This is a genomic window from Ramlibacter algicola (genome assembly GCF_016641735.1).
In the GTDB taxonomy this organism is placed as follows: Bacteria; Pseudomonadota; Gammaproteobacteria; order Burkholderiales; family Burkholderiaceae_C; genus Ramlibacter; species Ramlibacter algicola.
In genome coordinates this window covers 3,284,572-3,309,250 of sequence record NZ_JAEDAO010000001.1, presented here as the reverse complement: position 1 = coordinate 3,309,250, position 24,679 = coordinate 3,284,572, and the positions used below count along the sequence as shown (strand labels likewise).

Below are 24,679 nucleotides of genomic sequence, written 5' to 3'. Positions count from 1 at the left end.
TCCGGGGCTGCCGGATAATGGCACCCCATGAGCGGCAACACCTTCGGCACCCTCTTCGCGGTCACCAACTTCGGTGAATCGCACGGGCCGGCCATCGGGTGCGTCATCGACGGCTGCCCGCCCGGCATGGAGCTGTCCGAAGCCGACATCCAGCCCGATCTCGACCGTCGCCGTCCGGGAACCAGCCGGCACGTCACGCAGCGGCAGGAAGAGGACAAGGTCGAGATACTGTCCGGCGTGTACGAGGGCAAGACCACCGGCACGCCGATCTGCCTGTTGATCCGCAACACCGACCAGCGCAGCAAGGACTACGCCGCCGTTGCGCAGGCCTTCCGTCCGGGCCACGCCGACTACGCCTACCTGCAGAAATACGGCCTGCGTGACCCGCGCGGCGGCGGGCGGTCGTCGGCGCGGCTGACCGCACCCATGGTCGCTGCCGGCGCCGTCGCCAGGAAGTGGCTGCACGCCAGGCACGGCATCCAGTTCCGCGGCTGCATGCAGCAGCTGGGCGAGATCGCGATCCCGTTCGAATCCTGGGACCACGTCCCGCGCAACGCGTTCTTCGCGCCCATCGCTGACGTCTCGCACCTCGAGACATACATGGATGCGTTGCGCAAGGCCGGCGATTCGTGCGGCGCGCGCATTCGCGTGACGGCGACCAACGTCCCGCCGGGCCTGGGCGAGCCGCTGTACGACAAGCTCGATGCCGACATCGCATGGGCGATGATGGGCATCAACGCCGTCAAGGGCGTGGAGATCGGCGCCGGGTTTGCCAGCGTCGGGCAGCGCGGCACCACGCATGGCGACTCGCTGACGCCGCAGGGTTTCGCCACCAACAACGCCGGTGGCGTGCTGGGCGGCATCAGCACGGGGCAGGACCTCGAGATCTCGATCGCCATCAAGCCCACCAGTTCGATCCTCAGCCCGCGTGACAGCATCGACGTGCAGGGCCAGCCGGCGCAGGTCGTCACCAAGGGCCGCCACGACCCGTGCGTGGGCATCCGCGCGACGCCGATCGCCGAGGCGATGCTGGCGCTGGTGGTGATGGACCATGTGCTGCGCCACCGCGCGCAGAACGCCGACGTGCAGCCGCCGCTGCAGCCGATCCCGGCCTCGCTCCCCTGACCGGCCGATGACGGCCGCGCCACCGCCCGCGCGCCGGGCGCTCGTCCCGTTCGCCGCGCTGTCCGCGACCTACTTCGCGCACATCGGCTTCTTCAACCCGTACCTGCCGTTGTGGCTGAAGTCGCTCGGCCTGCCGATCGTCGTCATCAGCCTGCTGACGTCGGTGCAATCGTTCACGCGCGTGTTCGCGCCCTATGCGTGGGGCGCGCTGTCCGACCACACCGGCGAGCGCGTGAAGCTGCTGCGCTGGTCCGCGGTCGTCGCGCTCGTCGCGTCGCTGGGCCTGTGGTGGAACGGCGGCACCTGGTGGGTGGGCGTCGTGCTGCTGCTGATGTTCACGCACACCAGCTCGATGATGTCGCTCACCGAGGCCGCGATGGCGCACCTGGTCGCCGGCGACTGGGGCCGCTACGGGCGCGTGCGCCTGTGGGGCTCGGTCGGCTTCATGGTCACGGTGTTCCTCGCCGGAGCGTGGTTCGAGCGCTTCGGCATGGGCCACTTCCCGGGCTGGACGCTGCTGACGCTCGCGGCCGTGCTGGCGTGCACCTTGTGGCTGCCGTCCGCGCACGAGGAGCCGGTGCACGGCGCGGCACGCGGCGCGCCCATCGGCCCGGTGTTGCGCCAACCCGTCGTGCGGTGGTTCTTCGTCTCGCTGTTCTTCCACGTGATGGCGCACTTCGCCATCTACGGCTTCTTCTCGCTCTACCTCGACGCGCGCGGCTACGGCAAGGGAACGATCGGCCTGCTGTGGGCGGTGTCGGTGATTGTCGAGGTGGCATGGTTCTTCGGCCAGGGCCGCTGGTTGCCGCGGCTGCCGCTCACGCGCTGGCTGTGGGTGTGCGGCATCGCGACCGTGCTGCGCATGGTGCTCACGGGCTGGGGCGCAGCGTCGCTCGTCGCGCTTTTCCTCGCGCAGGCGCTGCATGCGCTCACCTTTGCCACGCACCACGCGACGTGCATCGCGATGGTGTCGGCGCACTTCCCGGGCCGGCTGCGCGGCCGCGGGCAGGCCCTGTTCACCGTCAGCGGCTACGGACTCGGCGGCGTCATCGGTGTCGTCGGTGGCGGTGCGGTCGTGTCGCGCTGGGGATTCCAGGCGCTGTTCGGTGCGGCAGCCGCGCTGGCCGTGCTCGCAACGCTCGCGGCGCGGCGAACTGATCAGCTGGAAAGCGCCGCAACTGCAGGCTGATGCAGCTGTTACGCATGCTGGTGGCTCATGAATCCATAGCAAGGTCCTGAGCACCGGCGCGGGGGAGGTCCGGCGTGAACGGGATGCGGCGCGGGCGCGCATTGCATGCGCAGGCCCGGGCACGCCGCGCGGGCGGCCGGAATCCCGCTACTCTGGGCCAGCAGTTCGATCACCCATGCTCAGCAGGACCGAACCCTCCCCGGCCGTGGCCTCCCCGGCTGCGACCGCGCTCTCCGGCAATGGCCGCGCGCGCCCCATGGACCTGCACGAGGCCGAGGAGCCGCTCCAGCTCGCGATCGAGGCCGGCAACCTGGGGCTCTGGCAGATCGACCTGGCCACGGGCGCGACGCGCTGGTGGCCAGGCATGGATCGCCTGCACGGCCTGCCGCCCGACGCGCCGACGCCCGACATCACCAACTACGCCGAGCGCATCCATCCGGAGGACCGCGAGCACTTCCAGCAGGCCTACCAGCAGTCGATCGCGGGCACGGGATGGCACCGGGTCGAGTACCGCGTCGTCTGGCCCGACGGCACGGTGCGCTGGCTCGAGGCCCGCGGCCGGGTGCGGCGCGACACCGCCGGCCAGCCGCGCTCCATGGCCGGCGTGTGCATGGACATCACGCGGCGCAAGCAGGTCGAGAGCGACCTCACGTTCCTCGCGCGTGCCAGCGAGGAACTGGCCGAGGTCGACGACTGGCAGTGCACGCTGGACCGCATCGCGCGCCTGGCCGTCCCTCGCTTCGCCGACTGGTGTGCCGTCGACCTGCTGCAGCCGGACGGCTCGCTGGCGCGCGTCTCGGCCGCGCACGTCGACCCCGCGAAGGTGCAACTCGCGCATGACCTGCACCGGTGCTATCCGCCGGATCCCGCCAGCCCCGCGGGCACGTGGAACGTGCTGCGCACCGGGCAGGGGCTGCTCGTGGGCCACATCACGGACGAGATGCTGGCCAACGGAACGTCCGACCAGGAGCTGCTGCGCATGCTGCGCGGCCTGGGCCTGCGCTCGTACATCGGCGCCCCGCTGACCGTGCGCGGGCGCACGATCGGCGTGCTGACCTTCATCACCGCGGAGTCCGGGCGCGAGTACGACACCGGCGACCTCGCGCTGGCCGAGGACCTCGCCCACCGCGCCGCCATCGCGATCGACAACGCGCAGTTGGTGGGCACCATGCGCGAAGCGGACCGGACCAAGGACGTGTTTCTCGCCACGCTGGCGCACGAGCTGCGCAACCCGCTGGCGCCGATCTGGAACGGGCTGTCGCTGGTGCGCCGTGCGCGGGGCGACCCGCAGCGCATCGAGCATGCGGTCGGCGTGATGGAACGCCAGGTCGGGCAGCTTGCGCGCCTGGTCGACGACCTGCTGGACGTGTCGCGCATCGGCACCGGCAAGATCGAACTGCACAAGGAAGCGACGAACCTGGTGCACGTGATCGGCGCGGCGGTCGAGATCAGCCGCCCGCACATCGAGGCGCTGCACCACAAGCTGTCGATCTCCTTCCCCGACGCGCCGACCGACATCGTGGGCGATCCCGCGCGCCTGACCCAGGTGTTCTCCAACCTGCTGAACAACGCGGCGAAGTACACGCGCCGCGGCGGCAAGATCGACGTGATCGTCGACGGCGATGCATCGGAGCTGCGCGTCGTCGTGCGCGACAACGGCATCGGCATCCAGCCCGCGATGCTCGGCAAGGTGTTCGGGCTGTTCACGCAGGTCGAGCAGCCGGACGACCGGCGCCAGGGCGGCCTGGGCATCGGGCTGTCGCTGGTTGAAGGCCTGGTGCGCCTGCACGGCGGCCGCGTCGAGGCACACAGCCGCGGCGAGGAGCAGGGCAGCGAGTTCATCGTGGTCCTGCCGCGCACCGCGCCGCCGGCGCCGCCGCGCCCGGCCGCCGATGCCGGCAGCGCGCCCGCACCCGGCACCGGCCCGCGCAAGCTGCTCGTCGTCGACGACAACGAAGACGCCGCAAGCACGGTCGCCGAGCTGCTCGGGATGTCGGGACACCAGGTCGCCATCGCGCACGACGGCACGGGCGCGGTGCGCCTGACGGCCGAGTTCCGGCCCGACGTCGTGCTGCTGGACATCGGGCTGCCCGACTTCGACGGCTACGAGGTGGCACGCCGCATCCGCAAGCTCGAGGGCGTGCGCCAGCCGATCCTGATCGCGCTCACCGGCTGGGGGCAGGAGCAGGACAAGCAGGCTGCACTGGCAGCCGGCTTCGACCACCACTGGACCAAGCCGGTCGACCCGGCGCGGCTGATGCAGCTGGGCGCGCCGCGGTAGGCGCCGTCCGACGCCATCGAGCCACGCGCAGCGACAGCGCTGCCGAGCGGGCTTCGCGAGCATGGGGGTTTCCAGACAAGGAGCACCCATGGCCGACAAACCGGGCGCGAAGGACGCCGCGATCGAGAAGCAGCGCGAGATCCAGCGCGAGCAGGACCGCAAGGACGAATCGAAGGGCAAGGGCGGCGGGGCGCCGCAGGACAAGCCGGTGCAGACCACCAACAAGGCGGCCGGCACCGCGGGCGGTCGCGACCAGCCCGGCCGCATGCCTGCCGAGCACCTGGAGAAGCCCGGCATCGAAGCGGAGATGGACCTCAAGCCGCGCTTCGAAGCGCCCGGCTACAAGGGCAGCGGCAAGCTCGAAGGCATGGGAACGATCGTCACCGGCGGCGACTCGGGCATCGGCCGGGCGGTCGCGGTGCTGTTCGCGCGCGAAGGTGCGGACGTTGCGATCGTCTACCTGGAGGCCGACGCGGACGCGCAGGAGACCAAGCGCTGGATCGAGAAGGAAGGCCGCCGCTGCCTGCTGCTCAAGGGCGACGTGAAGGACTCGGCGTTCTGCAACGACGCCGTCGAGCGCACCGTGCGCGAGTTCGGCAAGCTCGACGTGCTGGTCAACAACGCCGCCTTCCAGGAACATGCCGACTCGATCGTGGACATCACGGACGAGCGACTGGAAGAGACGATGAAGACCAACATCTTCGGCTACTTCTACATGGCGCGGGCCGCGGTGCCGCACATGAAGCAAGGCGCGTCGATCATCAACACCGGCTCGGTGACCGGCCTGCGCGGCAGCGGCTCGCTGCTGGACTACTCGTCGACCAAGGGCGCGATCCACGCCTTCACGATGTCGCTGGCCTCCAACCTGATCGAGAAGGGCATCCGCGTGAACGCCGTCGCGCCCGGCCCGGTGTGGACGCCGCTGAACCCAGCGGACCAGACGCCCGACAAGGTCGCGAAGTTCGGCCAGCAGACGGAGTTCAAGCGGCCCGCGCAACCCGAGGAACTGTCCCCGGCGTACGTCTACCTGGCCTCGCCCGTGTGCAGCAGTTACGTGACTGGCATCGTGCTGCCGATCACGGGGACCGTGGGGAGCTGAACACCGCTCCCGTCATTCCCGCGAAGGCGGGAATCCATCGCTTCCCCTCTTGCGACAGTCGTGAAAGCGATGGGCCCCCGCCTCCGCGGGGACGACGAAGAGTGCGGCTTCCGGCCTTCACTCGTAGGCCGACATCGGCACGCAGCTGCAGAACAGGTTGCGGTCGCCGTAGACGTTGTCGACACGGCCGACGGGCGGCCAGTACTTGGCGTGCCGGGCGATGTGGCCGGGTGTCGGTTCGTGCACGGCCGCGCCGGTCTCGCGCGAGTACGCGTGCGACCACTCGCCCTTGAGCAGCGCAGTCGCGGTGTGCGGCGCATTCTTCAGCGGGTTGTCGTCCTGCGGCCACTCGCCGCGCTCGACGCGGCGGATCTCCGCGCGGATCGCGATCATCGCGTCGATGAAGCGGTCCAGCTCCTCCAGCGTCTCGCTCTCGGTCGGCTCCACCATCAGCGTGCCGGCGACGGGGAACGACAGCGTCGGCGCGTGGAAGCCGTAATCGACGAGGCGCTTGGCGACGTCCTCGGCCGTCACGCCGCTCGTGTCCTTCAGCGGGCGCAGGTCCAGGATGCACTCGTGCGCGACGTGCCCGTTGGCGCTGGCGTACAGCGTGGGGTAGTGGTCCTTCAGGCGCGTGCTGATGTAGTTGGCCGAGAGGATGGCGACCTCGGTGGCCTGGCGCAGCCCCTCGGGACCCATCATCCGGCAGTACATCCAGGAGATCGGCAGCACCGCGGCATTGCCCAGCGGCGCCGCCGACACCGCGCCCACGCCGCCTTCGATGCCGCCGGCCGCATGGCCGGGCAGGAAGGGCACGAGGTCCTCGACCACGCACACCGGGCCGACGCCGGGGCCGCCGCCGCCGTGCGGGATGCAGAAGGTCTTGTGCAGGTTCAGGTGGCTGACGTCGCCGCCGAACTCGCCCGGCGCCGCGACGCCCACCAGCGCGTTCATGTTGGCGCCGTCGACGTACACCCGGCCGCCGTAGGAGTGCACCATCTCGCACAGCTCCTTGACCTGCATCTCGAACACGCCGTGCGTGGACGGGTACGTGATCATGATGCAGGCGAGCTTGTCCTGGTGCTGCTCGCACTTGGCCTTCAGGTCGGCCATGTCGACGTTGCCGTTGGCGTCGCAGGCAGTGACCACCACCTGCATGCCGACCATCTGCGCGCTGGCCGGGTTGGTGCCGTGCGCGGACGAAGGAATCAGGCAGACGTTGCGGTGCCCCTGGCCGCGGCTCTCGTGCCACGCCTTGATCGCCAGCAGGCCGGCGTATTCGCCCTGCGAGCCCGCATTGGGCTGCAGGCTGATGCCCGCATACCCGGTGGCCTGGCACAGCCACTCGCGCAGCTGCTTGTCCAGCTCGATGTAGCCGGCCAGCTGCTCGCGCGGCGCGAACGGGTGCACGTGCGCGAACTCGGGCCAGGTGATGGGAATCATCTCGCTGGTCGCGTTCAGCTTCATCGTGCAGCTGCCCAGCGGGATCATCGTGCGGTCCAGCGCGAGGTCCTTGTCGGACAGGCTGCGGATGTAGCGCAGCATGCCCGTCTCGCTGTGGTGCGTGTTGAACACCGGGTGCGCGAGGAACTCGCTGGTGCGGCGCAGTTCGTTGGGGATCATCGGCTCGATGCCCTTCTCGAACTCCGACACCGACGGGATGGCCTCGCCGTCCTTGGCGAAGATCTTCCAAACCAGTTCGATCTCGGCGCGCGTCGTCGTCTCGTCCAGCGAGATGCAGGTGTACTCGCCCCAGGCCTGGCGCAGGTTCGCGCCCAGGGCCACCGCCCGCTTCGCGATCTCCTGCGTGCGCTCTCCGGTCTTGAACGACAGCGTGTCGAACGCCGTCGCGTGGTGCATCCGGGTCGCTTCCCAGCCCAGGCGCTCGAGCCCCTTGGCGAGGATCGCGGTGTACGCCGCCACCCGCTGCGCGATGCGCTTCAGGCCCTGCGGCCCGTGGTAGACGGCGTACATGCTCGCGACCACGGCCGGCAGCACCTGCGCCGTGCAGATGTTGGAAGTCGCCTTCTCGCGCCGGATGTGCTGCTCGCGCGTCTGCAGCGCGAGGCGGTACGCCGGGTTGCCGTGGCTGTCGACGCTGACGCCGACCAGCCGGCCCGGCATCGAGCGCTTGTAGTCGTCGCGGCAGGCCAGGTACGCGGCGTGCGGGCCGCCGGCGCCCATCGGCATGCCGAAGCGCTGCGTGGTGCCGACGACGATGTCGGCGCCCCATTCGCCCGGGGGCACGATGAGCGTCAATGCCAGCAGGTCCGCCGCGAAGATGGCGGCCGCACCCTTGGCGTGGATCTTGTCGACTTCGGGCTTCCAGTCGTGCAGCCAGCCGCTGCTGGCCGGGTACTGGATCAGCGCGCCGAAGTAATCGCCCGCGACCGCCCGATCCCATTCCTCGGCGGAATTGGCCAGCACGACGTCGATGCCCAGCGGCTTCGCCCGGGTCTGCACCACTTCGATCGTCTGCGGGTGGCAGTCACCCGCGACCACGAACGTGTTGCTCCTGCTCTTGACGCTGCGCTTGGCCAGCGTCATCGCCTCGGCCGCTGCGGTCGCTTCGTCCAGCATCGACGCATTGGCGATCGGCATGGCCGTCAGGTCGCACACCATGGTCTGGAAGTTGACCAGCGCTTCCATGCGGCCCTGCGAGATCTCGGCCTGGTAGGGCGTGTACGCCGTGTACCAGGCGGGGTTCTCCAGGATGTTGCGCAGGATGACGCCCGGCGTCAGCGTGCCGTAGTAGCCCTGGCCGATGAAGCTCTTGGCGACCTTGTTCCTGTTGGCGATCGCACGCAGTTCCAGCAGCGCCTGCGCTTCCGTCGCCGGTGCCGGCAGCTTCATCTGCGAGGTGCGGGCGATCGAGCGCGGCACGATCGAGTCGACCAGCGCGCGCCGCGACGCCTCGCCGATCACCGACAGCATGTGCTTCTCGCCGGCTTCGTCGATGCCGATGTGGCGCGGGATGAATTCGGCGGGATTCTCGAGCTCGCCCAGGGGGAGGGCGGATTGCATCAGCATGCGTGGGGCTCCGAATGTGTCTACGTCGCAGGGCACGGGTTCGTCATCCCCGCGGAGGCCCCCGCGGGAATGACGATGGCGTCAGTTGTTCTTCGAAAACTCCGTGTACGCCGTCTCGTCCATCAGCCCGTCCAGCTGCGACGCGTTCGCCGGCTTGACCTTGAAGAACCAGCCGGCCTTCATCGGGTCGCTGTTGGCCAGCGACGGGTCGGCGCGCAGCGCTTCGTTCACTTCCGTCACCTCGCCGTCCAGCGGCATGTAGACGTCCGCGGCGGCCTTCACCGATTCGACGACGCCGGCGACTTCGCCCTTGGCGTAGGTGCGCCCCACCTCGGGCAGGTCGACGAACACGACGTCGCCCAGCGCGTCCTGCGCGTGCAGCGTGATGCCGACGGTGGCGACGCCACCCTGCAGGTCGATCCACTCGTGCTCTTGCGTGTACTTGACGGTCATGGCGCTTCTCCTGGTTGGTCTCTGTGGGGGTCAGCCGCGGTGGTAGCGCTGCGGCACGAAAGGCATGGGGGCGATTTCCATCGGCACGGCCTTGCCGCGGACGATGGCATTCAGGCGCGTGCCGGGGGCGGCATGCGCGACGTCGACGTAGGCCATCGCCACCGGCTTGTCGATGGTCGGGCCGAGCAGGCCGCTGGTGACCTCGCCGACCTTGCGGCCGTCCGCATCCTGCAGTTCGGTGTGCTCGCGCACGGGGACGCGTTCCAGCGCGATGAGCCCGACGCGCTTGCGCGCGACCGGCTGCGTGCCATCGAGCTGCGCCAGCACCTTGTCGGCGCCCGGGAAGCCGCCGGCGCGCGCGCCGCCGGTGCGTCGCACCTTCTGCATCGCCCAGTTCAGCGCTGCTTCGACCGGCGTGGTGGTCGTGTCGATGTCGTTGCCGTAGAGGCACAGCCCGGCTTCCAGGCGCAGCGAATTGCGCGCGCCGAGGCCGATCGGCTTCACTTCAGGCTGGTCGAGGAGGGCGCGAGCGAAGGCTTCGGCGCGATCGGCGGCGACGGAGATCTCGAAGCCGTCCTCGCCGGTGTAGCCGCTGCGCGTGATGTAGAGATCGCTGCCTTCCCAGGTGAACGCGCCACCGGTCATGAACACCAGCTGCTCGACGCCGGGAACGAGGCGCTTCACCGCGTCGACGGCCTTCGGTCCCTGGAGGGCGAGGAGGCCGCGGTCGAACATGGGCACGACCTTGCAGCGCGAACCGATGCGCTGCTGGATGAGCGCGAGGTCGCCGTCCTTGCACGCGCCGTTGACGATGACGAAGAGGTGGTCACCACGGTTGACCATCATCAGGTCGTCGACGATCGTGCCTTCGTCGGTCAGCAGCAGGCCGTAGCGCTGCTTGTCGACGCCCAGGCCGATCACGTCGACGGGAACGAGGGTCTCGAATGCGGCTGCGGCGTCCGGGCCCTCCAGCCGCAGCTGGCCCATGTGCGAGACGTCGAACAGGCCGGCGGCTTCGCGCGTCTGCCGGTGCTCGGCGATCAGCCCGGCAGGGAACTGCACCGGCATCGAATAGCCGGCGAAAGGCACCATGCGCCCCCCGAGTTCGAGGTGCAGCGCGTGCAGCGGCGTGGTCTTGAGGTCGGTGGCGGACAAGCGGCTCTCCAGGACAAGGGCGTGGGGGCCATGGTTTCGACCATGGGCGCCCTTGCTGTCCGCTTTACCTGAGAGATTCACCCGCGATGGGGCTTGCTCCTTCGGTGGGCCGGCCGCTGGGCCAAGCCTCTCTCCAGCAAGGAAACACCCCGTCGCCGGGGTGCTCGCCAGTCCTGGTGCCTGAGCGTTCGGCTTGCGCCTGCGCCTTCGGCGGCTCTTCGGGAGAGCGCTCTCCTGACGATGGAACGGATTGTAGCCACCGGCCGAAGCCGATGGCTCATGCGCAATGTGCTACTGGCCGATGTTCTTCGCGAGGAACTTCTCGACGCGGGTCCAGAAGTCGACGTTGTTCTTCAACTGGAACCAGCCGTGGCCCTCGTATGGGTATTCGATCCACTCGACGTTCGGGTTCGTCTGCATGACGGCATCGCGGAACGCAGTGCCGTGCTTCATCGGCACCCGGTCGTCTTCGCCGCCGTAGGCCAGCATCAGGGGCTGCCTGATCTTCGCCGCCAGCTGGATCGGCGACGTGGCCTTGATCTGGGCGGCGTCCTTCTCGCGGTCGGCCACGAGCACCGGCATGCCGTACTGCTTGTACAGCTCGCTGGAGTCGCTCCAGGTGATCGAGTACAGCAGGTCGATGTCGGTCACGCCGACCCAGTTGATGCCGCACTTGTACAGGTCCGGATCGTTGGCCAGGCCCATCAGCGTCGCATAGCCGCCGTAGCTGGCGCCCGCGATGCAGATGCGTTTCGGGTCCGCCATGCCCTTCTCGATGGCCCAACGCGTGGCATCCGCCACGTCGTTCTGCATGCCCAGGCCCCATTGCTTCCAGCCGGCCTTGAAGTAGCTGAAGCCGAAGCCGGTGCTGCCGCGGAACTCGGGCTCGAGCACGAGGTAGCCGCGCGACGCGAGGAATTGCGCGTCAGGCGACCAGTTCCAGGATCCACCACGCACGTAGGGGCCGCCGTGCACGAGCACGACCATCGGGCGAGGGCCCTTCTTGCCGTCCCGCGGGGTGGTGACCCACGCGGGCATGGACAAGCCATCGCGCGTCTTCAGCTTCACGAAGTCGAGCTGCGCCATGCGCGCGGGATCGACGGCCGGCCGGCTCTTGCCGATTTCCTGCAGCTTCCCGGTCTTGGTGTCGTACAGGAAGATGACGGTGGGCACCTGGTCGGAGTACGCCCGCACCAGGGCGATCGGCACCTCGGCACGCAAGGGGACGGAGATGACGTTGATGGTGGACGGCAGGACCTTGTCGATGTCGGCCTGCATCTTCTTCATGCCTTCGTCGACCCAGATCGTGCTGACCGCATCGGTTTCGTAGCGGACGCCGAGCACCTGGTTGCGCGACCGGATGATCACGGGCTCGAGGTCGAAGCCCTTGGCCTCGACCAGCGGATCGGCCGAGAAGGTCCGGGCCTTGATGTCGAAGGTGTACAGCGCCTTGAACTCATGCCCCTTGGGCTTGCGCACAACGTACGCCGTGTTCCTGTCAGCGAAGCCGACCACGTCGAGATCGCCTTCGCCCGCGAAGATGTCGTAGCTGCCGATGTCCTTCCACTCACCTGTCGCAGGATCGCGGACGTAGTTGGTCCCCTTGCCTTCGCGCGCCACGGTCGTGACGAAGCGGGGCTCGTCATCCGGGTCGAAGGTCCAGCCCCAGCCGCGCGAGAACGCCGGCAGGGGGGTCATGCGGCCGGTGCGGGTGTCCAGCTTGCGCACGAGGACGTGGTCCAGCTCGTAGTGGTTCGCCGTCTGCGGCATCGCCACGAAGATCGTGTCCGAGTCCCGCATCCAGGTCGTCCCGGCGAACGACGGCGGGTTGAAGTTCATCGTCCGTTCCGACGACGTGCCCATCAGGTCGCGCGGCTCGCCGCCGTCGCGGTCGACCGCGTACATCCCGCCGATGCCGGCGTAGTAGCTGTAGGTGCGCTCCAGGTCGCCCAGCCTGTAGATCAGGCGCTTGTCGTTCACCCAGATCGGGCCGACGACGTCGAGCTTGGGCGAGCCGGCCGCCACGAAGGGCTTCATCGTCTCCGTGTCGAGGATGACCAGCTGGGTGTGGTCGTCCTTGTTCTTCGCAATGATCGCCAGGTGCCGCCCGCTGGGCGACAGGACCGCTTCACGGATCGCCGGGCTCTCGAAGAACACCTGCACCGGGATCGGTTCCGGCGCTGCCGCCATCGCCCCCACTGCAGCCGCACCCAACGCCGCCAGCATCACGCCGCGGCGCGTCCACTCCCATGCCTTCATGCGCATCCTCCTTCGTGCTTGTTGTTGCGGAGGATTATCGCGGCTGCTGTCGAGCTGCCGAGAGGGAAAGCCTTGGTTTCCCGCCCTTGCGGGAATGCCAGGTGGGGCGCGAACTACATGTTCGTGTAATTGGGCCCGCCGCCGCCTTCCGGCACCACCCACACGATGTTCTGCGTCGGGTCCTTGATGTCGCAGGTCTTGCAGTGCACGCAGTTCTGCGCGTTGATCTGCAGCCGCTCGCCGCCCTGCACGCCCTCGTCGGCGACGAACTCGTACACGCCGGCAGGGCAGTAGCGCTGCTCGGGGCCGGCGAACTGGGGCAGGTTGATGCGCGTGGGAACCGTGGGGTCCTTCAGCGTCAGGTGCGCGGGCTGGTTCTCCTCGTGGTTGGTGTTCGAGATGAACACCGAGGAGAGCCGGTCGAAGGTGAGCTTGCCGTCGGCCTTCGGGTACGCAATGGGCTTGCACTGCGACGCGGGCTTGAGGTGCACGTGGTCCGGCTTGGCGCGGTGGATGGTCCACGGGATCGCGCCGCCCAGCAGCTTCTGCTCGATGCCCGTCATCAGCGTGGCGACGGTGCGGCCCTTCTTGAACCACTGCTTGAAGTTGCGTGACTTGTTCAGCTCCTTGTACAGCCACGACTTCTCGAACGCTTCCGGGTACGCGGTGAGCTCGTCGTGGCGGCGGTCGGCGCCGATCGCCTCGAACGCGGCTTCGGCGCACAGCATGCCGGTCTTGATCGCGGCATGGCTGCCCTTGATGCGCGACGAGTTCAGGTAGCCCGCGTCGCAGCCCACCAGCGCGCCGCCCGGGAACACGGTCTTCGGCAGTGAGAGCAGGCCACCCACAGTGAGCGCACGCGCGCCGTAGCCCAGGCGCTTGGCGCCCTTCGGGCCTTCGAAGTACCAGCGGATGTTCGGGTGCGTCTTGAAGCGCTGGAACTCCTCGAACGGCGACAGGTAGGGGTTGCTGTAGTCCAGGCCGACGACGAAGCCGATGGAGATCTGGTTGTTCTCCATGTGGTACAGGAACGAGCCGCCGTACGTCATCTCGTCCAGCGGCCAGCCCGCGCTGTGCAGCGCGAGGCCCGCCTTGTGGCGCGACGGATCGATCTCCCACACTTCCTTGACGCCGATGCTGTAGCTCTGGGGATCGCGCCCTTCGTCGAGCTTGAAGCGGCTGATCAGCTGGCGGCCCAGGTGGCCGCGCGAGCCTTCGGCGAACACCGTGTAGCGCGCGTGCAGTTCCATCCCGAGCTGGAAGTTCTCGGTCGGCTGGCCGTCCTTGCCGATGCCCATGTTGGCGGTGGCGACGCCGCGCACCGACCCGTCGTCGTTGTAGAGGACCTCGCCGGCCGGGAAGCCCGGGAAGATCTCGACGCCGAGTGCCTCGGCCTGCTGCGCCAGCCAGCGCACCAGGTTGGCCAGGCTGGCGACGTAGTTGCCTTCGTTGTGGAAGTTCTTCGGCAGCATCCACGTCGGCGTGCGCATGGCGCCGTTCTCGCCCAGGAACAGGAAGATGTCCTCGGTGACCGGCACGTTCAGCGGCGCGCCCTTGGCCTTCCAGTCGGGGATGAGCTCGTCCAGCGCGATCGGGTCGACGATGGCGCCCGACAGGATGTGCGCGCCGGGCTCGGACCCCTTCTCCAGCACGCACACCGACACCTCGCGTCCGTGCTGCTGCGCGAGCTGCTTCAGGCGGATGGCGGTGGCGAGGCCGGCGGGGCCGGCGCCGACGACGACGACGTCGTACTCCATCGCTTCGCGGGGGCCGTACTGGGCGAGGATCTCTTCGTGGGTCATCGGGATGCGTCCGGTGTGTGTGATAGCCTGCTCGCGCCGTGGCGCGGGGCCGCGCGGCGGTGCAGATTCTATGCGGCGCCCCTCGCGCGAGGCGGCCCGCCGCACGCATTAGGCAGGAGACCCTCGTGAGCTACAGCATCGATTTGTCGGGCCGTGTCGCCCTCGTGACGGGCGCATCCAGCGGCCTGGGCGCGCAGTTCGCGCGCACCCTCGCGGCCGCCGGTGCCGCCGTCGTGCTCGCCAGCCGCCGCATCGACAAGCTGAAGGAACTTCGCGCGCAGATCGAGGGCGCGGGCGGCGACGCGCACGTCGTCGCGCTCGACGTGACCGACACCACCAGCATCAAGGCGGCCGTCGCGCACGCGGAGACCGAAGTCGGTTCGATCGACATCCTCGTCAACAACTCCGGCGTCAGCACCACGCAGCGCCTGCACGAAGTGTCGGAGGACGACTTCGACTACATCTTCGACACCAACGTGAAGGGCGCGTTCTTCGTCGCCCAGGAAGTGGGCAAGCGCATGCTGGCCCGCGCCCGCGGCGCGGCGCCGGGCACCTTCACCGGCGGCCGCATCATCAACATCGCGTCGATGGCGGGCATCCGCCCGCTGCCGCAGATCGGTGCGTACGCCATGAGCAAGGCCGCCGTCATCCAGATGACCAAGGCGATGGCGATGGAGTGGGGCCGCTTCGAGATCAACGTCAACGCCATCTGCCCCGGCTACATCGACACCGAGATCAACCACCACCACTGGGCCACCGAGCAGGGCCAGAAGCTGGTGCAGATGCTGCCGCGCAAGCGCGTGGGGGCGCCGCAGGACCTGGACGCGCTGATCGTGCTGCTGGCGTCGAGCGAGAGCCATTTCATCAACGGCGCCGTGATCGCGGCCGACGACGGCTTCGGGATCTGAACGGGATGCCGCGGTTCGTCCTGCCCGAAGCCAAGAAGCTCGTCCACCGCATGCAGATGCCCATCCGCTGGGGAGACCTGGATGCGATGGGACACGTCAACAACACGCTGTACTTCCGCTACCTGGAAGTCGCCCGCATCGACTGGTTCCGCACGCTCGGCTGCCTGCCCGGCCCCCAGGGCACGGGGCCGCTGATCGTCAATGCGTTCTGCACCTTCCACAAGCAGCTGGAGTACCCGGGCGACATCGTCGTGACCACGTATGTCAGCGACCCCGGCCGCAGCTCCTTCGAGAGCTGGGCCACCATCGAGCGCACCGACGACCCCGGCGTGGTCTATGCGTCCGGCGGCGCGACCACCGTGTGGGTCGACTTCCCGAAGCAGCAATCGGTGCCGCTGCCGGACTGGTTCCGGAGCGTGCTCGCATGACTGCCGGGGCGTCCCTCGACGACATCAAGCAGCGCTTCCGGTCCGGCGACCGCGCGGGCGCCGTCGCCGCTTGCCAGGCCGCGTGCGAAGCCAACCCGCGCGATGCGGCCGCGCGCCGCCTCCTCGCGTTGATGCTCGGCATGACGGGCGAGATCGAGCGCTCGCTGCAGGCCTGGGGCGCGGTTCGCGACCTGGACCCGAACGACGTCGACGCACTGTTCAACATGGCGATCTGCGAACGCGATCTTGGCCGGCCGGCCCAGGCGCGCGAGCTGTTCGCCGAGTGCACTCGCCGCGCGCCGAAGCAGGCGGATGGCTGGGTGGGCCTGGCGGAGAGTGGGTTTGCGGCGGGTGCGTTCCAGGAGGCGTACGACGCCGCGCAGCGCGCGCTCGTGCTGCAGCCGAAGTCGGCACTCGCGTGGATGCTGCGTGGCCGCTGCGAACTGGCCGGCGGCCAGCCGCGTGACGCCGTCGCCAGCCTGGGCAGTGCGCTCGCCATCGATGGTGGGCTGGTCGATGCGCTCGTCGCGCGCGCCGATGCGCTGCGGATGCTCGGCGACGATGAGCGCGCGCTGGCGGACTACCGCGCCGCGCTGCGCCTGCGCCCTGGGCATGACGAGGCGGTGAAGAAGGCATCGGTCTGCCTGTCGTCGCAGGGCCGCGTCGACGAAGGCATCGACCTGTGTCGCGAAGCGCTCGCCGCGCGGCCGGACAGCCTCACCGCGCGCCTGGGCCTGGACTGGCTGCTGTCGCAGCTGGTGCCGCTGTGGCACGTGCCGATGATGAACGAGCGCGAGCGCAACCAGGCCTACCTGGACGGCATCGTCGCCGCGGTGCAGCCCGGTTGCACCGTGTTCGAGGTCGGCACCGGCTCGGGCCTGCTGGCGATGATGGCCGCGCGTGCCGGCGCGGGGCGCGTGGTCACGTGCGAGGCCGTGCCGCTGGTGGCGCGCACGGCGCAGCAGATCGTCGAGGCCAACGGGTTCGCCGATCGCGTGACCGTCGTGCCGAAGCCGTCGTACGGCGTGACGCTCGGCGACGAGTTGCGCGAGCCCGCGGACGTGCTGGTGCACGAGATCTTCTCCAGCGAGCTGCTGGGCGAGCACGTGCTGCCGGCGATCGAGGACGCCAAGCGGCGGCTGCTCAAGCCGGGCGGCCGCATCGTGCCGCCGCGCGCCAGCATCCTGGTCGCGCTGCTCGGTGGCGAGGATCTCGGCCGCGAACTGCACGTGGGCGAGTCGTTCGGCTTCGACCTGAGCGCGTTCAACGCCATCGTGCCGGGCAAGCGGCCGATCCACCGTGAGGACCTGCCGCGCGTGCTGCTGAGCGAGCCGGTGGCGGCGTTCGATTTCGACTTCGAAGCGAACGACACCTTCCCGCCCGACAGCAGGCAGTTGGTCGTGCCGGTCGCGCGCGACGGCCGCTGCTTCGGGATCATCCAGTGGATCCGTCTCGACTTCGGCGACGGCAATTCGTTCGAGAACCATCCGGGCTATGCGCGCCCGGTGGCCAGCTGGCAGAACACCGTCTACCGCTTCCCGACGCCGCGCGAGGTGCAGGCCGGCACGCAGGTCACCCTGCGCGCGATGCACGACCGCGAGCGGCCCTGGTTCGAGTTGGTGGCTTGATCGTGCGCGGCGTACTGCGCGCCGCTTCGTGAACTCCCAAACGCAGAAGTCGCAGAAGAAGCACAGAAACCACAGAAGAATTCATCAAGGAAGTCTTCTGCGACTTCCGTGCTTCTTCTGTGACTTCTGCGTTGAGCCCCGCGCAGCGGCTCCGACCTCCGCTCAGGGCGCGGCGACCGCAGGCGGCAGCGGCAACCCCCGCGCCTTCAGCACGTTGCGCACGCGGTCGGGGCGGTCGGAGATGATGCCGTCGACACCCCAGTCCAGCAGGCGGCCCATGTCGGCTTCCTCGTTCACCGTCCACGGGATCACCTGCAGGCCCAACGCCTGGCCCTGCTTCACGAGGTCGGGCGTCAGGGCCTGGTAGTTCGGCGACCACGTCGTCCCGCCAGCGGCCTTGACCATCGCTGGCACGCTGCCGTGCTGCGCCAGCGTGAAGCCGGCGCTGTAGATCGGGGAATCCAGGTTCGAGCCGCGCGGGGACTGCGTGGTCAGGTAGACGGTGCGCATGCGCGGTGCCAGCTTGTGCAGCACCTGCAGCGTGCGCCAGTCGAAGCTCTGGACCATCACGCGGTCTTCCATGCCGTGCGCGCGAATCACCTCCAGCAGCTTCTGCACGAACGGCTCCGGCTCCAGCGTGTTCTGCGGATTGCGCAGGTCGATCTTGGTCTCGATGTCGAACTGCACGTGGTCGGCCTTCAGCCGCTTGACCAGCTCGAACACCTCGGCCAGCTTCGGGATGCGCGTGCCGTCCACCGGCTGCTGGTCGGGGAAGGACTTCCCGTAGGAACCGCCGGGGCGCAGCCGGCCGACGTCGTACGCTTGCGTCTGCTCGTACGTGATGCTGCGGATCACGACCGGCGTCGTGATCCACTGCCCGTCGGCGCCACGCACGAGGTCCGGGTTCAGCGCGGGGTCGTGCGAGATGACGACCACGCCATCGGACGTGATCGCCGCGTCCATCTCGAGCGTGGTCACGCCCAGGCGCAGCGCGTGCTCGAACGCAGGCAGCGTGTTCTCCGGCCGCAGGCCGCGCGCGCCCCGGTGGCCCTGCAGGTCGATGGCGTGCGCGGCGAACGCGCAGGTGGCGAGGGTGAGGGCGAGCAGGCGGCGCATGGCGTCAGTCCATCCGGGCGCCGGACTTCTTCACCGCGTCCGCCCAGCGGGGCAGTTCGTTGCCCAGGAACTTCGCGAACTCGTCGGGGCCCAGGAACGCCGGGTCGGCGCCTTGCGTGACCATGCGCGTGCGCACTTCGGGGTTGGTCAGCACCTGGCGGAACGCGTCGCCCAGCTTCGCCTTCACGTCCGCCGGCAGGCCCGCCGGCGCCAGGAAACCGTAAAAGCCCACGACCTCGAAGCCCTTGATGCCGCTTTCGATGACCGTCGGCGTGTCGGGCAGCGCCGGGTTGCGCTCGCGGCTGGTGACGGCCAGCGCGCGCACCTTGCCTTGCTTGTGGTAGCTGGCCGCCTGCGGGATCGACTCGGCCATGAACTGCACCTGCCCGGCCATCAGGTCGGTGAACGCCGGCGCGCTGCCGCGGTAGGGGATGTGGACCATGAACAGGCCGGTGGCGTTCTTGAACATCTCCGGCACCAGGTGGCTGATGCCGCCGTTGCCCGCCGAGCCGTAGTTCACCTGCCCTGGCCGCGCCTTCGCGTAGGCGACGAATTCCGGCAGCGTGTTGATCGGCAGCTTGGGGTTGACAAGCAGCGCCAGCGGCTGCATCGCGGTGCGCGCGATCGGCGTGAAGTCGCGCAGGGTCTGGTACGGCAGCTTGGTGTACAGCGCGGGGTTGATCACCATCACGCCCGTGTTCGCCAGCATCAGCGTGTAGCCATCAGGCGCCGCCTTCATCACGTCCTGCGCGCCCACCGTCCCGCCGGCCCCGGCCTTGTAGTCGATGACGATCGGCTGCCCCAGCGCCGCCTGCAGCTTGTCCGCCAGCAGCCGCGCATGCTGGTCGAGCGGCCCGCCGGCCGGGAACCCGACGACGACGCGGATCGGCTTCTCCGGAAACGCGGCGTGGGCCAGGCCGCAGGTCGCGGCAAGGAGGAGGGCGAGGAGGCTCTTGCGCATGCCCGGGATCATACGGTCGGGCTGGGTGCAGCGACGACGCTTCGCTCGTCTTGTCTCAACACAGAGGGCGCAGAAAGGGGGCGGAAGGAAGTCGGAACAGACGAATCCCTGGAGATGCTTCTTCTGTGTCTTCTGTCCCCTTCCGCGTCTTCTGCGTTGAGAGATCCAGACGCGCAAGCGCCGCACAGCGTCGCGGGCGCGACGCGCTTGGGGCTTTCACGGTGCCTGGGCCATGCGGCCTTCGCTAGGCTCGTGCCATGGACCGTCCGCACCACCGCTTCTGGCCCAAGCGCCTGCCGTACAAGCTCAACCCGCCGCAGACCCCGCTGTGGGACAACCTCGCCATCAGCGCACGCCGGTACCCGGACAAGCCGGCGCTGGTGTTCTTCGGGCGGGTGCTGACGTGGGCGCAGGTGCGCGACGCGGCCGAGCGGCTGGCGGCGCGGCTGCATGCGCTGGGGGTGCGGCAGGGCGACCGGGTGATGCTGGACATGCAGAACTGCCCGCAGCTGATCGTCGCCCACTTCGCCATCCTGCGCGCCAACGCCGTCGTGGTCCCCGTCAACCCGATGAACCGGGCGGAGGAGCTGAAGCACTACATCACCGACCCGGATGCGAAAGTCGCGATCGCCACCGGCGACGTGGCGGCCGAGATCGTGAAGGCGGACGCACAACTTCCCGAAGCCGACCGCCTCGCGCATCTCATCGTCACGCAGTACACGGACGCGTTCGATGCATCGATCACCGGACCGGAGGCGCCACCCGAGGCCTGGCGCGACTGGCTGCTCACGCGCCACCCGCTGCCGGCGCTCGCGTCCGGCCAGGTGATGGCCTGGACCGACGCGCTGGCCAACGACCTGCCGGTCCCCGACCTCGAGGTCGGGCCGGCCGACCTGGCCGTGCTGCCGTACACGAGCGGCACCACCGGCCTGCCCAAGGGCTGCATGCACCCGCACCGCTCGCTGATGCACAACGCCGTCGCCAGCGCCGCCTGGGGCAACGGCACCGCCGAAGCCGTGGTGCTGCTGGTCGTGCCGATGTTCCACATCACCGGCATGGTGAGCCTGCTCCACTGCAACGTGTACCTGGGCTCGACCATCGTCCTGATGCCGCGCTGGGACCGCGAACTGGCCGGCCGCCTCATCTCGCGCTGGAAGGTCACCAGCTGGACCAACATCCCGACCATGGTCATCGACTTGATGGCCAGCCCGAACTTCGCGCAGTACGACCTGTCCAGCCTGCAGCACATCGGCGGCGGTGGCGCCGCGATGCCGCAAGCTGTGGCGCAGCGCCTGTTCGAGCAGTTCAACCTCAAGTACGTCGAGGGCTACGGCCTGACGGAGACGGCGGCGCCTTCGCACAGCAACCCACCCGACGCCCCCAAGCAGCAGTGCCTGGGCGTGCCGTTCATGAGCTGCGATGCGCGCGTGGTCGATCCGGACACGCTGCAGGAGATGCCAGTGGGCGGGCAGGGCGAGATCATCGTCTGCGGCCCGATGGTGTTCGACGGCTACTGGAAGCGCCCCGAGGCCACCGCCGCGGCGTTCATCGACTTCGACGGCAAGCGCTTCTTCCGCACCGGCGACCTCGGTCGCATGGACGAGGACGGCTACTTCTTCATCACCGACCGCCTCAAGCGGATGATCAATGCGTCCGGTTTCAAGGTGTGGCCGGCGGAGGTCGAGGCGCTGATGTTCCGCCATCCCGCGATCGCCGAAGCCTGCGTCATCTCCGCCAGGGACAGCTACCGCGGCGAGACGGTGAAGGCCGTCGTGGTGCTGCGCCCCGACCACAAGGGCAAGGTGACGGAGGAGGACATCGTCGCGTGGTGCCGCGAGAACATGGCCGTCTACAAGGTGCCGCGCATCGTGCAGTTCGCCGACGCGCTGCCCAAGAGCGGGAGCGGCAAGGTCATGTGGCGCACGCTGCAGGAGGCGGAGAGCCGCTGACGCCGCCAGCGGCCGGGCGCTACCCGCCCAGCATGTCCGTCACGCGCGAGGAGAGCTGCTCCAGCGCGAACGGCTTGGTGATCAGCTCCATGCCCTCCTCGAGCACGCCGTTGGTGAAAGCCGCGTTCTCGGCATAGCCCGTCATGAACAGCACCTTCAGCGCCGGGCGGCGAACGGCGGCAGCGTCGTAGACCTGGCGGCCGTTCATCGACGGCAGGCCGACGTCGGTGACGAGCAGGTCGATGCGCCGCGTCGATTCCAGCACCTTGAGCGCCTCGGCCCCGTCGCCCACTTCGAGCACGTGGCAGCCCAGGCCCTGCAGCACGTCGACGACGAGCGAGCGCACGACCTCGTCGTCCTCGGCAACCAGGACCACTTCGCCGCGCGTCGCAGGGTGCTCGCCGCCGACTTCCTGCAGCGGCTCCGGCGCGGCGGCATCGCCGCGGTGCCGGGGCAGGTACAGCTTCGCGCTCGTGCCCACGCCCGGTTCGCTGTACAGCCGGACGTGGCCGCTCGACTGCTTCACGAAGCCGTAGATCATCGACAGCCCGAGGCCCGTGCCCTGGCCGATCGGCTTGGTGGTGAAGAACGGGTCGAAGGCCTTGGCCAGCACGTCCGGCGGCATGCCGGCGCCCGTGTCGCTGACGCTCACGCAGACGTAGTCGCCGGGCTGCACGTCGTTGTGGCGCGCGTACGCCGCATCGAGCTGCTTGTTGCTGGTCTCGATCACCAGCGTGCCGCCGTTGGGCATGGCGTCGCGGGCGTTGATGGCCAGGTTCAGGATCGCGCTTTCCAGCTGGCTCGGGTCGCACAGCGTGGTCCACAGCGCCGGGTCGGTGACGACCGACACGCGCACGCCCTCGCCGACGGTGCGCCGCACCAGCACCTCGGTCTGCGCGACCAGCTCGTTGACGTTCACCGGCTTCGGGTCCAGCGGCTGGCGGCGCGAGAACGCCAGCAGCCGGTGCGTCATGCCCGCCGCGCGCTGCGCGGACCCCATCGCGCGCTCGACGAACTGGTCGGCGTCCTGCACCTTGCCGGCCCGCAGCTTCAACCGGATCAGCTCCAGCGACCCGGTGATGCCTTGCAGCATGTTGTTGAAGTCGTGCGCGATGCCGCCCGTGAGCTGGCCGACGGCTTCCATCTTCTGCGCGTGCCGCAGCGCCTCCTCGACGCTCTCGCGCTGGCGTGATTCCTCCTGCAGCCGGTCCAGCGCCTGCGCAAGGTCGCGCGTGCGGTTTTCGATGCGCTGCTCCAGGTGCGCGTTCAGCAGGCGCAGCGACTGCTCGGCCTCGATCTTGTCGGTGACGTCGTAGCCCTCGACGAAGATGCCGGTGATCTTGTGGCGGCCGTCGCGCAGGGGCTGGTAGACGAAATCGACGTACCGGGTCTCGGCGGCACCACCCGCCGCCGGCACCAGCTTCACTTCGACACCGCGGCCCACGTACGGCTCGCCCGAGTGGTAGACGCGGTCGAGCAGGTCGATGAAGCCCTGCCCGACGACTTCCGGCAGCGCCTCGCGGACGGTCCTGCCCTCGACGTCGCGACCACCGACCAGCTGCCGGTACGAGTTGTTGGCGAGCTCGAACCGGTGCTCGGGCCCCGCCAGCACGGCGAAGAAGCTGGGCGCCTCGTCGAACAGCGCCCGCAGGCGGTCGCGCTCGGCCAGGTGCTGCTCGAGGAGGGACGCGTTCACCAGGCTCGCGCCGACCTGGCCGGCGACCAGGCTCACGAACGCGAGCAGGTCCTCGGTGACGGCGCGGTACGGGTTCAGCGCCGCGACCAGCAGTCCGATGGGCGCGTCGGATCGGCTGCCGACGATGGGCACGACGTAGGCATGGCGCGGCGGCTTGTCCCAGCCGCCCGTGGGCAGGTCCGCCACGCCGTCCAGCGGCACGACGAAAGGCTCGCCGGACGAGCGCGCGCGCTGCGTGTCCCAGCGGTGGCCATCGCCCGGGTGCAGCGTCGCCACGGCCAGCGGATGGTCCTCGCCGATGCCCGCTGCGCAGGCCCGGCGCGCGACGCCCGTCTCGTCCATCAGGTACAGCAGCGAGAACGGCATGTCCAGCCGCGCGCGGCCGAGCGCCTCGCACGCGGCCTGCACCACGGTCGCCCGCGTGTCCGCCGCTGCCAGGCCGCTGGCCAGGTCACGCAAGGTGCCCAGCCGGCGCTCGCTGATCACCCGGTCGGTTTCCTCCGAGACGGCGCAGAACAGGCCCTCGACGCGGCCCGTGTCGCCCAGCAGCGGGCTGTACGAGAACGTGTGGTACGTCTCTTCCGGAAAACCGGAGCGGTGCAGCACCAGCAGCAGCGCGCGGTCCCAGGTCGCTTCGCCGCGCTCGTAGACCGACTCGATGCGGCCCTTGATGTCGTCCCAGATCTCCGGCCACAGCTCGCGCGTGGGCATGCCCAGCGACCGCGGGTGCTTGATGCCCAGCGTCGGCCGGTAGGCATCGTTGTAGAAGAAGTGGATCTCCGGGCCCCAGCCCAGCCACATCTCGAAGCGCGAGGTGAGCAGCAGGCGCAACGCCACCTTCAGCGCATGGGGCCATTGCTGCGGTGGGCCAAGCGGCGTGGAGGCCCAGTCGCGCTCCCGCATGAGGCGGGCCATGTCGCTCTGGCCGACGAAGATGCTTTCCAGGGACTCGCCGTTGCCTTCCTCGTTCTTGTTCTTCATGGTCGCGCCCGACTATACGGAACGCGCCAACACAACAATGCCTTGCTGGTGCTGACGAGGCAGGTCAGAGCGCGAATGGATCTTCGCGTTCGGCGAGGCGCCTGGCTGCGACCGTCCCGGCGGCGAGTCCCACCGCGAACGCCGCATACGCCGCCACGAGCGCCGGCGTGCTCACGCGGTGCTGGAAACCCGGCGTGAAGCGTTCGGGCGTGAGCTTCAGGTCGACGAACGCGGCAACGGCGCTGGTGACCGCGGATGCGGCGAGTGCCGGGCCGGGGTCGCGCAGTTGCGGCAGGTCCTGCGCGGCGCGCGCCTGCAGCACGGCCCAGAAGCTCGCGGCGAGGTGGTGCGTCAGGTAGCCCACCACCGTGTGCCGCCGGTCCGGGTGGTGCGCGTGCAGCGCTTCGGGCTGGCCCCAGATCCACTGGCTGGTCGCGTTCATCGGCGCGGCCGGCGAGGGGGTCTCGCGCGAGCCGGCGACCGCCAGCACCGCTGCCGACGCCATCGCGGCCAGCGACCCCGACAAGGCGGCTTCCTGCAGCGCGGCGGTCCATCGTTCGTCCATGCGCGCGAGTCTAGGGATGCACGCCGACGCGCAGGGCCCGGGATTGCAAAACGT

17 protein-coding genes and 2 riboswitches are annotated in these 24,679 nt (G+C 69.3%); of the genes, 8 read left to right on the top strand and 9 right to left on the bottom strand.

Annotation, left to right across the window (positions count from 1 at the left end):
• Window positions 1-27 precede the first annotated feature (27 nt).
• The 4 genes from aroC (at window position 28) to I8E28_RS16140 (ending at window position 5,694) form a co-directional block, all read left to right on the top strand.
• Entirely contained in the window at window positions 28-1,125 is a 1,098-nt protein-coding gene (aroC, locus tag I8E28_RS16155; RefSeq protein ID WP_200789139.1) for a chorismate synthase, read from the top strand.
• 7 nt (window positions 1,126-1,132) lie between these two features.
• Window positions 1,133-2,314 carry an MFS transporter gene (locus tag I8E28_RS16150; protein ID WP_200789138.1) on the top strand — a complete coding sequence of 394 codons (1,182 nt, stop codon included), beginning with the start codon at window positions 1,133-1,135 and terminating at the stop codon, window positions 2,312-2,314.
• A gap of 205 nt (window positions 2,315-2,519) precedes the next feature.
• Entirely contained in the window at window positions 2,520-4,595 is a 2,076-nt protein-coding gene (locus I8E28_RS16145; protein ID WP_200789137.1) for an ATP-binding protein, read from the top strand.
• A gap of 88 nt (window positions 4,596-4,683) precedes the next feature.
• A complete protein-coding gene (locus I8E28_RS16140; protein ID WP_200789136.1) occupies window positions 4,684-5,694 on the top strand; it encodes an SDR family oxidoreductase in 1,011 nt (336 codons plus the stop codon).
• Between the two features lie 117 nt (window positions 5,695-5,811).
• Here the strand turns inward: I8E28_RS16140 and gcvP are convergent, their stop codons facing one another.
• The 5 genes from gcvP to I8E28_RS16115 all read right to left on the bottom strand — a co-directional run bounded on the left by gcvP (window position 5,812) and on the right by I8E28_RS16115 (window position 14,393).
• Window positions 5,812-8,724, bottom strand: coding sequence for an aminomethyl-transferring glycine dehydrogenase (gene gcvP / locus I8E28_RS16135; protein WP_200789135.1), 2,913 nt, complete (start codon window positions 8,722-8,724; stop codon window positions 5,812-5,814).
• 81 nt (window positions 8,725-8,805) lie between these two features.
• Window positions 8,806-9,177, bottom strand: a complete 372-nt coding sequence (gene gcvH, locus I8E28_RS16130; RefSeq protein ID WP_200789134.1) for a glycine cleavage system protein GcvH — start codon at window positions 9,175-9,177, stop codon at window positions 8,806-8,808.
• Window positions 9,178-9,207: 30 nt separating this feature from the next.
• Window positions 9,208-10,332 carry a glycine cleavage system aminomethyltransferase GcvT gene (gene gcvT, locus I8E28_RS16125; RefSeq protein WP_275403463.1) on the bottom strand — a complete coding sequence of 375 codons (1,125 nt, stop codon included), beginning with the start codon at window positions 10,330-10,332 and terminating at the stop codon, window positions 9,208-9,210.
• Between the two features lie 45 nt (window positions 10,333-10,377).
• A riboswitch (glycine riboswitch) is annotated at window positions 10,378-10,479 on the bottom strand.
• An 11-nt stretch (window positions 10,480-10,490) separates the two neighbouring features.
• Window positions 10,491-10,579: riboswitch (glycine riboswitch) on the bottom strand.
• A 44-nt stretch (window positions 10,580-10,623) separates the two neighbouring features.
• The gene (locus tag I8E28_RS16120; protein ID WP_200789133.1) at window positions 10,624-12,591 is read right to left on the bottom strand and encodes a S9 family peptidase; all 1,968 of its coding nucleotides are present in this window, start codon (window positions 12,589-12,591) and stop codon (window positions 10,624-10,626) included.
• 113 nt (window positions 12,592-12,704) lie between these two features.
• Entirely contained in the window at window positions 12,705-14,393 is a 1,689-nt protein-coding gene (locus tag I8E28_RS16115; protein ID WP_200789132.1) for an electron transfer flavoprotein-ubiquinone oxidoreductase, read from the bottom strand.
• A 125-nt stretch (window positions 14,394-14,518) separates the two neighbouring features.
• On the opposite strand from I8E28_RS16115, the gene I8E28_RS16110 reads away from it, so the two are divergent.
• The 3 genes from I8E28_RS16110 to I8E28_RS16100 are packed head-to-tail and all read left to right on the top strand — an operon-like array spanning window position 14,519 to window position 17,357.
• The gene (locus tag I8E28_RS16110) at window positions 14,519-15,301 is read left to right on the top strand and encodes an SDR family oxidoreductase (protein ID WP_200789131.1); all 783 of its coding nucleotides are present in this window, start codon (window positions 14,519-14,521) and stop codon (window positions 15,299-15,301) included.
• A gap of 5 nt (window positions 15,302-15,306) precedes the next feature.
• Entirely contained in the window at window positions 15,307-15,729 is a 423-nt protein-coding gene (locus tag I8E28_RS16105) for an acyl-CoA thioesterase (RefSeq protein ID WP_200789130.1), read from the top strand.
• On the top strand, window positions 15,726-17,357 hold the full coding sequence (locus tag I8E28_RS16100; protein WP_200789129.1) for a protein arginine N-methyltransferase: 1,632 nt from the start codon (window positions 15,726-15,728) through the stop codon (window positions 17,355-17,357). The genes I8E28_RS16105 and I8E28_RS16100 overlap by 4 nt, the downstream gene beginning before the upstream one ends.
• A 162-nt stretch (window positions 17,358-17,519) precedes the next feature.
• Here the strand turns inward: I8E28_RS16100 and I8E28_RS16095 are convergent, their stop codons facing one another.
• Together I8E28_RS16095 and I8E28_RS16090 are read right to left on the bottom strand one after the other, a co-directional pair.
• On the bottom strand, window positions 17,520-18,473 hold the full coding sequence (locus I8E28_RS16095; RefSeq protein ID WP_200789128.1) for a glycerophosphodiester phosphodiesterase: 954 nt from the start codon (window positions 18,471-18,473) through the stop codon (window positions 17,520-17,522).
• Window positions 18,474-18,477: 4 nt separating this feature from the next.
• A complete protein-coding gene (locus I8E28_RS16090) occupies window positions 18,478-19,434 on the bottom strand; it encodes a Bug family tripartite tricarboxylate transporter substrate binding protein (protein WP_239027258.1) in 957 nt (318 codons plus the stop codon).
• A gap of 257 nt (window positions 19,435-19,691) precedes the next feature.
• On the opposite strand from I8E28_RS16090, the gene I8E28_RS16085 reads away from it, so the two are divergent.
• On the top strand, window positions 19,692-21,383 hold the full coding sequence (locus I8E28_RS16085) for a long-chain fatty acid--CoA ligase (protein WP_200789126.1): 1,692 nt from the start codon (window positions 19,692-19,694) through the stop codon (window positions 21,381-21,383).
• 19 nt (window positions 21,384-21,402) lie between these two features.
• Here I8E28_RS16085 and I8E28_RS16080 read toward each other — a convergent pair whose 3' ends face one another.
• Complete coding sequence (locus I8E28_RS16080) at window positions 21,403-24,060, bottom strand: ATP-binding protein (RefSeq protein WP_200789125.1); 2,658 nt, start codon at window positions 24,058-24,060, stop codon at window positions 21,403-21,405.
• 64 nt (window positions 24,061-24,124) lie between these two features.
• Complete coding sequence (locus tag I8E28_RS16075) at window positions 24,125-24,625, bottom strand: hypothetical protein (RefSeq protein ID WP_200789124.1); 501 nt, start codon at window positions 24,623-24,625, stop codon at window positions 24,125-24,127.
• Window positions 24,626-24,679 lie beyond the last annotated feature (54 nt).

Bases quoted from the DNA above. Each gene is read 5' to 3' on its own strand.
- I8E28_RS16100 (WP_200789129.1), top strand. From the start codon at position 15,726: ATGACTGCCGGGGCGTCCCTCGACGACATCAAGCAGCGCTTCCGGTCC.
- I8E28_RS16140 (WP_200789136.1), top strand. From the start codon at position 4,684: ATGGCCGACAAACCGGGCGCGAAGGACGCCGCGATCGAGAAGCAGCGC.
- gcvP (WP_200789135.1), bottom strand. From the start codon at position 8,724: ATGCTGATGCAATCCGCCCTCCCCCTGGGCGAGCTCGAGAATCCCGCC.
- aroC (WP_200789139.1), top strand. From the start codon at position 28: ATGAGCGGCAACACCTTCGGCACCCTCTTCGCGGTCACCAACTTCGGT.
- I8E28_RS16115 (WP_200789132.1), bottom strand. From the start codon at position 14,393: ATGACCCACGAAGAGATCCTCGCCCAGTACGGCCCCCGCGAAGCGATG.
- I8E28_RS16120 (WP_200789133.1), bottom strand. From the start codon at position 12,591: ATGAAGGCATGGGAGTGGACGCGCCGCGGCGTGATGCTGGCGGCGTTG.
- I8E28_RS16090 (WP_239027258.1), bottom strand. From the start codon at position 19,434: ATGCGCAAGAGCCTCCTCGCCCTCCTCCTTGCCGCGACCTGCGGCCTG.
- gcvH (WP_200789134.1), bottom strand. From the start codon at position 9,177: ATGACCGTCAAGTACACGCAAGAGCACGAGTGGATCGACCTGCAGGGT.
- I8E28_RS16095 (WP_200789128.1), bottom strand. From the start codon at position 18,473: ATGCGCCGCCTGCTCGCCCTCACCCTCGCCACCTGCGCGTTCGCCGCG.
- I8E28_RS16150 (WP_200789138.1), top strand. From the start codon at position 1,133: ATGACGGCCGCGCCACCGCCCGCGCGCCGGGCGCTCGTCCCGTTCGCC.
- I8E28_RS16105 (WP_200789130.1), top strand. From the start codon at position 15,307: ATGCCGCGGTTCGTCCTGCCCGAAGCCAAGAAGCTCGTCCACCGCATG.
- I8E28_RS16080 (WP_200789125.1), bottom strand. From the start codon at position 24,060: ATGAAGAACAAGAACGAGGAAGGCAACGGCGAGTCCCTGGAAAGCATC.
- I8E28_RS16075 (WP_200789124.1), bottom strand. From the start codon at position 24,625: ATGGACGAACGATGGACCGCCGCGCTGCAGGAAGCCGCCTTGTCGGGG.
- I8E28_RS16085 (WP_200789126.1), top strand. From the start codon at position 19,692: ATGGACCGTCCGCACCACCGCTTCTGGCCCAAGCGCCTGCCGTACAAG.